At 28.3% G+C, this 12927-nt stretch carries 11 protein-coding genes and 1 riboswitch; all 11 genes read right to left on the bottom strand.

The window, feature by feature from the left end:
• Positions 1-28 precede the first annotated feature (28 nt).
• The 11 genes from PZA12_RS05850 to PZA12_RS05800 all read right to left on the bottom strand — a co-directional run bounded on the left by PZA12_RS05850 (position 29) and on the right by PZA12_RS05800 (position 12365).
• Positions 29-1345: an O-antigen polymerase gene (locus PZA12_RS05850; RefSeq protein WP_242984802.1), complete on the bottom strand. Its 1317-nt coding sequence runs from the start codon at positions 1343-1345 to the stop codon at positions 29-31.
• Positions 1346-1383: 38 nt separating this feature from the next.
• Entirely contained in the window at positions 1384-2250 is an 867-nt protein-coding gene (locus PZA12_RS05845) for a glycosyltransferase (RefSeq protein WP_103697838.1), read from the bottom strand.
• A gap of 238 nt (positions 2251-2488) precedes the next feature.
• Positions 2489-3613 carry a glycosyltransferase family 4 protein gene (locus PZA12_RS05840; protein WP_103697839.1) on the bottom strand — a complete coding sequence of 375 codons (1125 nt, stop codon included), beginning with the start codon at positions 3611-3613 and terminating at the stop codon, positions 2489-2491.
• Positions 3614-3633: 20 nt separating this feature from the next.
• Complete coding sequence (locus tag PZA12_RS05835; RefSeq protein ID WP_103697840.1) at positions 3634-4344, bottom strand: acyltransferase; 711 nt, start codon at positions 4342-4344, stop codon at positions 3634-3636.
• A gap of 11 nt (positions 4345-4355) precedes the next feature.
• Complete coding sequence (locus PZA12_RS05830; RefSeq protein WP_103697841.1) at positions 4356-5726, bottom strand: glycosyltransferase; 1371 nt, start codon at positions 5724-5726, stop codon at positions 4356-4358.
• 31 nt (positions 5727-5757) lie between these two features.
• Positions 5758-6915 (bottom strand): beta 1-4 rhamnosyltransferase Cps2T, encoded by a 1158-nt coding sequence (cps2T, locus tag PZA12_RS05825; protein WP_103697842.1) that lies wholly within the window; start codon positions 6913-6915, stop codon positions 5758-5760.
• A 19-nt stretch (positions 6916-6934) separates the two neighbouring features.
• The gene (locus PZA12_RS05820) at positions 6935-8284 is read right to left on the bottom strand and encodes a UDP-glucose dehydrogenase family protein (protein WP_103697885.1); all 1350 of its coding nucleotides are present in this window, start codon (positions 8282-8284) and stop codon (positions 6935-6937) included.
• 10 nt (positions 8285-8294) lie between these two features.
• On the bottom strand, positions 8295-8966 hold the full coding sequence (locus PZA12_RS05815) for a sugar transferase (protein WP_103697843.1): 672 nt from the start codon (positions 8964-8966) through the stop codon (positions 8295-8297).
• A gap of 78 nt (positions 8967-9044) precedes the next feature.
• Positions 9045-9127, bottom strand: a riboswitch (cyclic di-GMP riboswitch).
• Positions 9128-9216: 89 nt separating this feature from the next.
• Complete coding sequence (locus tag PZA12_RS05810) at positions 9217-9981, bottom strand: tyrosine-protein phosphatase (protein WP_103697844.1); 765 nt, start codon at positions 9979-9981, stop codon at positions 9217-9219.
• Between the two features lie 957 nt (positions 9982-10938).
• A complete protein-coding gene (locus PZA12_RS05805) occupies positions 10939-11655 on the bottom strand; it encodes a CpsD/CapB family tyrosine-protein kinase (protein ID WP_077868884.1) in 717 nt (238 codons plus the stop codon).
• Between the two features lie 11 nt (positions 11656-11666).
• Positions 11667-12365, bottom strand: a complete 699-nt coding sequence (locus PZA12_RS05800; protein WP_103697845.1) for a YveK family protein — start codon at positions 12363-12365, stop codon at positions 11667-11669.
• Positions 12366-12927: the final 562 nt, after the last annotated feature.

Genomic DNA, 12927 nt, shown 5'->3' with positions numbered 1-12927 from the left:
TTAGAATATCATTGCATTTTTCTATAATCTATACCTTATCCGTTAAATATCTTGGCATTAATGGTTTATAAGCAATCAATAATATGACTAAAATTGCTAATGAATAGTATATTTTAGAAAACGGAAATCTAATAAATGAAAAAAATAATCCTTGCGACATAATAAGATATAATGAAAGCATTTTAATAGATTTACTCCTTTTTGTAGATAAATATATACTGGTTACAAGACATCCATATAAAAACATCCCAATAATTATTCCAATAACTCTTCCATCTAAGTAGAAAAACCAAAATGCTGATACATAGGCATTTGCTGCAATCCCACCTTCAGCAATTATTGGCCATGAACTATCTGTTTGAGCCAATAAATCATACACATTTTTTATAAAATCTGGATATGAAGTAATTAAACAGTTTTTTATCAAATAAAAAATACTGAAAATATATCCATTCATCGAAGCAGTTCCATAGGAAGTAATACCCATTTCATCTACTACATTAGCCCAATGATCAAATAAATATGGAGACATTGCAAAATAAAAATACAAGTGCCGTAATGCTAATGCCCCACTTCTCAAAAAAGTCAAACCCGCTAAAAAAATCACACCAATAAACATGTACCTTTTTATCTTATTTTTCTGCTTTTTCTTATTAAAGTTTATATTTTCACTTTCTTTTTTAGTGTTTTCTCTTAAAAATAAATAAGAACCTATCATATATAAAACAAAATTAAATAAAGGTGTCCTTCCTCCATCAGAAATAACACGCATAATTATAATTATTATATTTATTAAAAATAATAATTTGTTTTTTTTACCAAACCAAAAATCCACTACTGCAATAACTTCTATAGCTGTCGCAGATGGCAAAACAATAAAATTATATATAAAATTATTAATGCTAGAGTCACTATGCAATATACTATTTTTATCTTGTGCCATAGTTCTTATAGTATCAATTCCATTCCCGTTTAGTAATAATGCTATCGATATTATAAAGTTTCTTAAAAAAAACAAAATACAAATACTTGCTAGTATATACATTAGATGATACCTTAATGTATATAACTCTTTCTTTTTATATTTAGTAAAAAATATTATTTTATATCTACTTTTAAACACACATATAAAAAAATATCCCAATGCAAAGAAGAGCAATCCAATAAACATATAATTATATATTTGTTGTGATGCGCTATAAAGACCATATAAATGTAAAGAATGTAGTCCAATGACTAATACCCAAACACTATAAAAAATAATAATAGGATTTAGAAGAGTTTTATATTTGTTTTTAAATACTATTATTATAATTACCAATACTGCTAAATAACAATAATTCATATACTTCACTTTAAATTCCACCTATATCACAAATTTCATTATATATTATCTTTTATTTTAGAAATGACCGTTCTATATACCCCTAAGGATATAATCATATTTTTAAAAACAAACTCTCTCTTTTTCTTGTTTGTTATTGTTTTCTTATTTGTAGAAGAATCTTCTTTATGCAAAACTTGGATATTAGGGTCATAATACATTTTAAATCCTTTCTGCTTACAAATCCGAAATAATATCATTTCTTCCATATACAAAAAAGTTTTAGGATAAAATGCGTAATCCATTTTTTCAATGTATAGTGATGAAAACACAATACATGAGCCATGCAGAATTATATTCTCACAGGGTTTTTTATATCTTATATTTACTCTATTATTTTCTGGCATTTTATTATTTTTTTTCAAATAATCATATACTCTAAATTTTGAAAGTATATATAGGATGATGTATCGAATCTGCTCTATAATTGCCTGATAATTGGTGAGTGGCAATTTTTCCATTGGATTTTGATGTTTTCCATCTGCTAACGACAAGATATCTGGCCCTAAGACATAAAAATCATTTTTTTCAAATGATTTTTCCAGTTTTGAAACAAATAAACTATCTAAAAAAACAACATCATTATTCGCAATAACAATTATGTCTGACTTTAGTGTATCTTTTGCAAACTGATAACCTTTATTATTTCCCTGAGCAAATCCCAAATTATATTTATTCAGAATAAAATATATTCCTTCTCTATCACAAAAGACCATCTGTACCTTTTCTATGCTCTCATTATTCGATGCATTATCAACAATTACGACATTTATATTTTCTGAATTTTCCATTTTTATAATTGAATTAACACATTCAATTGTATCTTCACTTGTTAAATAATGTAATATTATAAAGCAAACCTTCATCGTATAACTCACTTTCTAATTTTCTATATATTTCAATACTTAGGTCATATTTCAGTAAAAATAGTCTCTCTATTTTTAAATAGTAATTATATTATCATAAAAAGTCATATATTGCAATACAACTTCACTTCCCCAACAGATAAACATTTTATTATTTGAGTAAAAATTTTTATTTATATTCCTTTTTATCAAAAACAAAAAGCCATTAATATTTGTAAGACTTTAACTTTCTATATATCTAATTTATCTTATTCAAAAAACTTTCACCTATCTTATCCCACATGTATTTTTTTTGAATTGTATCTTTTGAATTTATTCTTAATTTTTTCGAATACAGTTGATCTGAACATATATTTAATATTTCTCTTGCCCAAATGTCAATATTAAATTCATCAATTATAACACCATTTACTTTATTATCAATTACCGTACTTGATCCTCCATTTAAACTAGTTATAACTGGCACTCCAAAATACATTGACTCTAATAATACCATTCCAAATATCTCTAATTTAGATGGCAATAAGAAAACTTCCGCTTCTGGATATATGTATTTTAAAAATTTATTATCAATTTTATCAACAAACACTATATTTTTTTTTGCATTTTCGCTTATAAGTTTTAGTGATTTTTCAACATAAGTTTTTTTTCCTTTTCCTATGATAACAAGTTTCAATTCTTGGTTTTCTTTATTTACTTTATCAAATACTTGTAATGTAAATCTAAAATTTTTTCTTTCAATTAGGCTTCCAACATATAATACGCTTTTATTTTTCTTCATAAATTCTTGCAATTCAATTACTTTTTCACTTGGATTATTCACTTTATCAAAAATATCCGTATCTAATCCAACCCCTAAAGTATCAATATTTTCAAACCCTTTTTTTTCCAAATATTCTTTAGCTAAATCTGATTTTGTAAATACTTTATCTAAATTTTTGTTTAATTTTTTAGTAAATAGTACATCATAAATCTTTTCAGTAAATGGTATTTTGAACATATTATAATATGGTCCATTATATAACACTACTTTAGGATTATATCTAGTCCATAATAAAGACATAATTTGACTATATTCAGTAGTTATTATCAAATCATATTTATTAACAAAATCTTTTTTTAATAATGATGGATAAATTCCTGTTCTTAAAATTTTATACCCTTTTCTCCATAACAAATTTATCTTTTTGCCATTAAAGTTATCTACATATATCTCTTCATCTTTATCGATATCAGAATAATATATTATATCGCAATCGAACCCTTTTTTACATAATGCTTTACAAAAACCAATTTCTTGCAGATTATATAAATTCGGATTAACTTTATATGGTCCATTCCTTACATATAGTATTTTTTTCACTAACGAAGCACTCCCTTCTTTTAGTCATTCTTAATTTCTTCTCTATACTTAATTATTTTTACTGGACTCCCTACTGCTATTGCATTATCTGGAATATCTTTATTAACCAAAGTATTTGCGCCTATAACACATCCATTTCCAACATTTACACCATCTAAAAATACAACTCCAGAGCCGATCCAACAGTCATTACCGATTTTTATCCCTTTGTTAGTTACACCTTGCAATCGTATAGGAACATTAATATCATTAAAAATATGATTTTCAGAGTGAAACCGCACGCTTTGCCCCATAATAACATCATTCCCTATTTCAATTCCTCCAGCAGCTCCAAAAAAACAATTTTCACCGCAGCCAAAATTATCACCAATTTTTATTCCATTACCTATATTTCTTACAGTCCCGCTACATAAAATTCTTGAATAGTCTCCAATTCTAATATTATTACCCAATATAACACCATTCTTAGATAATGCATCAATAATTACATTACTCCCAATATTAATTCCACTTCCGAAAATAATTTTTCTTTTCATTTTCAATTTGCTTCTATTTCCAATGAAAATCATGCCATTTTTCTTTTTAATGAATAGTGATTTTATGTTTCCTCTAATCAAATTAACCATCATAGAAATTACTATACCTAGAATATAATTTAAACTTATCTCTTTATCTAACTTAAAATCGCTTCCTTTTATTCTTCTAATAAAAAATTCTAAAATCCTTACCATATGTATTTCCCCTATATTTTCTTGTACACTACTTTTATATTCTCTAAATGAGTATGCATATTAAAATTAAAACTATCTTCTAATACATTTTTATTAAAATACTCTAAAGTAGTTCTATCATTAATAACTTCAATAATTTTATGTTTTAATTCTTCTTTATCGACTTTAGTAACTATACCTTTAGGAAATTTATCACTAATTATAATATCTTTACTTCCAACCATATTCGTAACCATTACCGGCACCCCATAACTTATTGCTTCCAATACAATGAATCCGAAAGTTTCATTCCATATGCTTGGAGCTATTAATAAATCCGTATTATCAAAAATATCATTAAGCTGACTATATGAATATTTACCATGAATTTTTATGTTATCATCTACTTCTCTCTTCTGTATATCACCATATAGATTTAATTCTATTTTTGATTTATATTCCTTATTTAGTTCTTTAATTGCATTCATCAGTAAATCAAAACCCTTATGCTTTCTATCAGGTCCTAAATATGTTAATTTTAATTTATCCTTATCATTATATATTTTTATCTTTCTATTATCCTTTATATCTCCATGTGTAATTGATATTATTTCGCCATTAATTTTATCAAGATATTTATCATAGACTTCCTTAGCTACTGTACTATTAAATAAAAAAACATCAACGTATCCAAACATATGTTTATAATAGTCTGCCAACTTAATATATAAATTTTTATCTTCTTTTTTAGTTTTTAATTCTATATTGTGCTGAACTAAACTTGTCTTTTTATTATCTCTTATCCTTTTTGCTAATGGCTTTAATTTAGAAATAATCCCCTTATTCTTAATAAATCTATATGTTGGCGACTGTAACATTTTCATTGCTTCCATGCTATAGCCTGATTTATTGCATTTCAGGCATCTTTCCAATTCCTTCTCTTCACACAGATTCCCCTGATCATCTATAAAGTTCACTTTAGTACAAAGTCCAAAATAATCATGAGTAGTACATACTATTTTTATATTTAAATCTTTGCAAGCCTCCAAAAACTCTTTATGCAATCCCATTAATGTATGGATATGAACAATCTCTACAGCATTCTCTATTAAAAAATCTTTAAATATTTTTTTATCGCAAGACTTCATAAAATTTTGTGGTTTAGAGATCCCATTTAGCAATGGAACTGGTAAAGGATTTATTATTTCATATGCTCTTATCCCCGATTCATTTTTATAATACCTAATGCTAGTTCTACCATCAAGAAAAGTTATCTTGCCTGGAAATAGTAGGTATACTTTTTCTCCATTTATCGCTTGCTCTTTCATTAGGTCAAATGAGTATTTAGTTAGTCCACCGGTTCTATATGGCGGAAGGCCTAGTGAGTAATGTAAAATATTCATACTATCCCCCATAAATATTGGTTAAATTCTTTTAAAATTTATTGAATAATTTCTCATAATCATTAATTATTTTATTCCATGTATATTCTTTATTAATTCGTTGTTTCGCATTATTTCCATAAATAGTAGCAGCAACTTCATCATATGTTTCCAACATATTTATTAATGTTGCTAAATTTCCACTTTCCTTTGTAAAATATAAAGCTCCATCTTCCCCAACTTCTCTATTAAATCCAACGTCTAATAAGAGATTTAAATCAGTCGTAGCTAGCGCTTCTAAAAGAGATGGATTAGTCCCTCCAACTTCATGTCCATGTAAATACCCATATGCATTTTCTCTAATCTTTTTTAATAATTCTTGATTATAAACAGTGCCAACAAACTTTATTCTTTTGTCTTTATCAAAGCTTGTTTTCTTTCTTAATTCTTCATAAAATTTATTTTTCTCTACATTAGTTATTAAAACAAAGTCTTTATTTGTGCTTGATTTCATGAATTCAGTTATCATAGTTTCATAATTATTTTCAGGAACAAATCTACCAACAACTAAATAATATTCTTTCTTCGTAACACTTTTTTCTTTGTACCATTCAAGTAAATTAGGATCATCATCAGATAATTTTGATTTTCCCATATCTGCTCCATACGCTATAAATGTTGTTTTAGGATTATATTGCTTATAATCCTCTTTTATATATTTTTCAATATTCTTTGAATCGCATACTAATAAATCTGCATGTTTAACCATGTATTTCTCAGATATCTTCCAATATTGTCTTATAGCTTTATTCCATTTTGCTCTTTTCCACTCATGTCCATCTGGGTTAACAATTAAAGTTCCACCTAGCTTTTTCAATTCTTTTTTATAATGACCAACAAATGGTCCTATCCTACAAGCTAAGATATATACTTTTGAGTTTTTTATGCTATTTGCTCTTATATAATTAATACTTCCTTTTAATGCCTTTATATCATAATAAACTGCTTTTGCTGGACCTATATTGGGAACTTTCACATTAAAACATCTTGCTCCATTATGCTCAAATTCTTTAGAATTATCTGCTAAACAGGAAACATGATATTTTATTTCTTTATTTTTTTGTCCTTCTGTTAGTTTTTCAACAAACGTCTCAAACCCTCCATATTTTGCTGGTATCCCCTTTGAACCTATGATAAATACATGTTTCATTATTTAAAATCCCCTTATATTACTCTAATGTCGTTGCAACTTCTCCATTCAAATCACTTTCCAAATTCAGAACAGCTTGTCTTCCAACTGAATGATATTCTACACCAAATTTTTCAACTTCATTTATTGCATAACAATTTCTCCCATCAAACACAACAGGAGTCTTCATTAATTCTACATATACATTTAAATCTACTTCTTTTATTTCATCCCATTCTGTAAATATAAATGCAACATCTGCACCCTTTAATGTTTCTTCTGGTGTATTTACGTATTCTATTTCATTTGGATAAACTTTCTTAAAATTATCAATTCCTACTGGATCGTAAGCTACTATTTCTGCTCCCTCATCTAATAACCTTCTAACATTAGGTATTGATGGAGCTTCTCTTAAATCATCAGTTCCCGGTTTAAATGTCAAGCCTAAGACTGCTACTTTTAATCCTTTTAGAGAACCAAATCTTTGTTTTGCCGCTCTAAATAGTTTATATTTTTGATTTTGATTTACTTCAATTGTTGCTTTTATTGTTTTCAATTCGTATCCATTATCATTAGCTAACCAATGGAGTGCTTTTGTATCTTTAGGAAAACATGATCCGCCATATCCAATTCCTGCTTTTAAGAATTTATCTCCTATTCTCGGATCAAAACTCATTCCTTTAGCTACATCTTCTACATCTGCTCCAACTATTTCGCAAAAGTTAGCTATTTCATTCATAAAAGAAATCTTAAGTGCCAAGAAATCATTTGAAGCATATTTTATCATTTCTGCACTTCTTCTATTTGTTACAACTATTGGCTGATTATATCTTTTATAAACTTCTCTTAAAATATTTTCTGCTTTTTTTGATTCAACACCAATCACTATTCTTTTGGCATGTAATGTATCAATAACTGCTGTTCCTTGAGCTAAAAATTCTGGGTTTGATGCTACTTCTATATGAACATTATTTTTTACGTTTTCCTTTAAAAACTCCTCTACCTTATCATTAGTACCTATTGGCACTGTTGATTTAACTACCACTAAGCAGTCTTTTTCTACATTCTCTGCTATCTGCTTGCAAACGTTAAACACATAATCTAAGTTAGCTGAACCATCTTCTCTTTCTGGAGTACCGACTCCTATAAATACTAAATCAGCATCCTTATAAGCATTAATGTAATCTGTTGTAAAGTCTAATCTTCCTTCATCATGGTTTCTTTTTAAAAGTTCATCTAATCCTGGTTCATATATAGGCGAAATCCCTTGTCTCATCTTTTGAACCTTTTTTTCATCAATATCTACACAAGTCACACTGTGCCCAACTTCTGAAAGACATGCTCCTGTAACCAATCCTACATATCCTGTTCCTGCTACTACTATTTTCATATTACTTCCCCTATCTTGCATGTTCATCACCCAAAAACACCCCAAATGTTTTTAAAACTAACTTTATATCAACTAGAGTATTTCTCTCTCTAACATACTTAACATCTAATCTCATCCAATCTTCAAAGCCAATATCGCTTCTTCCAGACACCTGCCAGTAGCAAGTGAGTCCTGGTTTAACTGTTAATCTCTCCATCATCCAATCTTCGAATTTTACTACTTCTTTTGGAAGTGATGGCCTCGGTCCAACTAAACTCATTTCACCTTTTAAGACGTTAACTAATTGTGGTAGTTCATCTATACTTGTTTTTCTTATAAACCTTCCCACCTTAGTTACTCTTGGATCTTCTTTCATTTTAAACATAGGTCCGTTCATTTCATTTTTAGCACTTAGCTTGTCCTTTAGCTCTTCTGCATTAGCCACCATAGATCTAAATTTATACATTCTAAATTTTTTCCCATTTCTTCCAACTCTCTCTTGTGAAAAGATTGAGCTCCCTTCAGATTCTAATCTGATTAAAATAGCTGTAACTAAAAATATTGGGCTTAAAATTATAAGTCCAATAGATGAACAAACCACATCCATAGTTCTCTTTAAAAAACAATATCCTATTCTGCTGTCTTCCGTTTCCAGTTGTTCTTTAAACAAAACTTCCTCACTGTTAAATTCTAACTGCTGCATACTACTCCCCCTAAACCGTATTATTTTTAACAAAATAAACTTCCCCTTGTTTATTCATAAAAAACAACCACCTTTAATTTAAATTAAAGCCGGTTGCACTAATAACTCACCATATATAAAGTGCCCAGATAAACATATGGATCAACGTCTCTCTGTCTCAGATTATACCACATAATTAATAATTTGTTAATATTGATTCGACAATCCATCCCATGAAATTTCTTCCATTGTTAGACATATAATAATGGACTTATCTTTTTAAAAACCAAAATATCGATTTTTTTTCTTTAATTTTCTCTCCTGAAAACTTTATTTCCCTATTATTTAACATTTTTTCAGAACTATCTTTAAATACATCCTTGATTTCACTTTTATTTATTAAATCCAAAGCCTTACTGAGACCAGTATTTCTTCTATCAATGTTATGAGCATCTGAACCTATAAAGTTATATATACCATTATTTAGGAGCATATTGGCTGTCCTTTGAACTTTTTCGCCAAATCTTCCATCTACACTTCCAGCATTTACTTGGAACAAATACCCTTCATTAATAAATTTATTAATATTTTTAGGATCTTCTATAATAGGCATATATCTTTCCGGATGTGCAATTACTGGTACTATGTTTCTTACTTGGAGTTCATAAAGGGTATCAAATATACTTTCATCAAACTTTCTCATTGGAAATTCAATAAGCATATATCTAGAATCATTTATAGTTCCAATACTTCCCTGCATATAATATTCTATTATCTTTTCAGTATAATAAACTTCCTGACCACTATATATCTTTATATCTATGTTCTCTTTTACTAAAATATTATTAATTTCTTTCACATAATTCCTAACTTCATCAATTGTAGCTTCTCCATACTCAAGCAAATAATGAGGAGTAGCCACAATTTTCTTAACACCATCTTTTTCCGCATTTCTAAGCATCTCCAAAGTCATTTCCATATCCTTAGAGCCATCATCAATCCCCGGTATTATATGCGAATGAATATCAACTATCATAACTATCCCTCTCCTCTAAAATAAAAAATCAATCATCCCAAAGCAACAGCTTCCATCTTCTTTCGGTAAATATACTCACAAAACTAATCTTCATAGATATCCAATTTAAATCTTCAACTTATTAGATAAATAAATTCGCTAGAAATTATAATCTTTTATCTATATTCCACCCAAGTAGATATCCATACTTCAAACTATATCTATGCCTGAATATATTCTATACTAGAAAGAAAGGTCTTGCTTTTGTGGAAGTGTTACATTATAGGCTAAACTGTAATTATATATCCAATTTAAACCTCTACTTATTAGATAGACAAATCTGCTAGAACTTTGAATTCATGTCTTTACTAGAAATTATAATTATTTATCTATATCCGTCCAAGTAGATATCCATATTCCAAACTATATCTATTCCTGAATATACTCTATACCAGAAAGAAGAGGTACTCCTTTGTGCAGTGTTTCATTGAGAGTGCAGCCGTAGGTATTTCTTCAGTAGAAGTTGTTCAATTTGAAGTGAGAGTCCAAATTTTATATTTGGATTCTCGAACTTCCTCAGCGAACGTATGTGAGTCGAGTTTCCTTTTTTCAGAAACTTATCGTAGAAGCATCCAGAAATCGGTGCAACTTCTACTATTATAAATTCACAGTCCCATTCTCTAGCATATCAAAACAACACAGTTCCTATTCTTTCGGTAAATATACTCACAAAACTAATTTATATTACATATAGAATTCTCACTAGAAAGTTGAAACATTTTTATGCAGCAGGCATTTGAAAATAAGCTGTTAAAAGTGCTTGATTGTAGGTTGTTCAGCTACTGCTTGTCACAATGAAATTGGGAGCAAGCAGTAGTGATGCAACCTGCAATTTAACACTTTCAGCGAAATTTTCATAGTCCTGCGAAATAACAATGTTTCTACTTTCGGTAGATCATTATGTAAATCTATATTACTTTATTTACCTTCTTCACTACTTCCATAATAGTAGTAGTACTTACCTCTAGTATTTTCTACTGCATGAAGTACAGTTCCTAATATATTTGCTCCAACTTTAGTTAATGAATTCTTGGCATCAATTACCGATTCTCTATTTGTTCTTTGTGCTCTTACAACAAGTATAGTTCCATCTACCTTTGTAGAAAGAATTTGAGCATCTGTAACAGCTTGAAGTGGAGCACTATCTAAAATTACCATGTCGTATTTTTCTCCTAATTTTTGTATCAAATTAGTCATGGCAGTTGAAGACAACATTTCTGATGGATTAGGCGGAATCTTACCAGATGTTAATATATCAAGGTTTTCGTTACGACTTTGTATTACATTATCTAAATCTTCTTTTCCTATAAGAACTTCTGATAATCCACTTAAGTTTGATAGTTTAAAATTCTTATGAACCGAAGGTTTTCTTAAATCACAATCGACTATTATAACTCTCTTCTCATTTTGAGCAAAAGATAATGCAAGATTACCTGATACAGTAGATTTTCCTTCTGCTGCTTCCGCACTAGTAACTACAATACTTTTAATTGTCTTATCGAAAGATGAATACTGAATATTTGTTCTTAATGTTCTATAAGCTTCTGATACTATTGACTTTGGCTTTTTTTCAACTACAAAGCCTCTATAGTCTTGATTAGCTACTGCTTTATGTAATTTTTTTGCTGAAAACATCTCTTATCCCCCTATTCCAAATCTTCAGGAATTGCACCTATAACAGGAACTCCTAATATTTGTTCTAATTGATCCTTAGTCTTAAAAGTATTGTCTAAAAATTCTAATAAAAATGCTAATCCAACGCTTATCATAAGTCCAAGTAAAAATGCAATAGCAATATTTAATTTCTTATTAGGGCTAGCTGGATTTTCAGGCAATTCTGCAGGCTCTACTATTTTTACATTACCGTTTGGAATAAGCTCTGTAGATGTTTTTATGAATTGATTTGTTATAGAATCTAGTACTTCTTTGCTTAAATTTCTATCCTTGCTTATGTATTTTATTTCCAAAATTTGAGTATTCGCTGCTGGTGTAACAGTCAAATCATTAAGTACATCCTTAGAAGTCAGATCAAAGCCTTCAGCATTAATAGCTTTCTCAACTAAGGCATTAGTTTTTATAACTTCTGCATAAGTTTTTAATAATTGCTGATACATTTGAATATCACTATTATTATAATTTTGATCCTTGCTATCTGTCTTTTCTTTACCTATAAATACCTTTGTGCTTGCTTCATATTTTGGTGCAATTACAAAAAAACTAATAATTCCGGCCGTTAATGTTGCAAGTAAAGTTATTGAAAGTATCATCTTCCATCTTTTTAATAATATATTTATTATTTCTTCGATCCTAATGGATTCTTCAATTCTTATGTTTTCTTCGTTCATCTGTCAAACTCCCTATAATTTCTATTTTTAAATGCATGTACCATTTTTTTTCTGTTTAAATCATTTTTTCAAATAATCAGTCGTAAAGGTTTAGTCTAAAATTACACACATCATTAATTTCATTAATCTTCTCAAAAAAATATTCCCCCTAAATAGTTAATTAAATTTAATAACATCACTATTTACCATTATATCATAATTTTTTCTTATATTATACTTAGTATTTGAATTAGACATAAAAAAACAAAATATTTTACACTAATTTTTCTATAAGTTATATTTTGTAATTAAACTTGTTATGTTTTTTTATAAAATTCACATTCTTCAATGCACAATACTTACTTCAATGCACAATGCACAATTCACAGTGCACAATTCGCTATTAGGGATATAATTCTTGGGATATTTTTTTGAATCATCATGAGGAGTTATTTGTTTCGATATATATGTAACAAAAATAAGCAGTAAGATCTATAAGTTTCTTACCACTTCATTATAGTTATTATTTTTTAATGGAATTTTAATTTATTTTATATCTAAACTAGAAATAAGGGGCATGCTT

This window comes from Clostridium beijerinckii (assembly GCF_036699995.1).
Lineage (GTDB): Bacteria > Bacillota > Clostridia > Clostridiales > Clostridiaceae > Clostridium > Clostridium helianthi.
The sequence above is the reverse complement of the archived record's forward strand: the minus strand, read 5'-3'. Positions and strand labels throughout refer to the sequence as shown.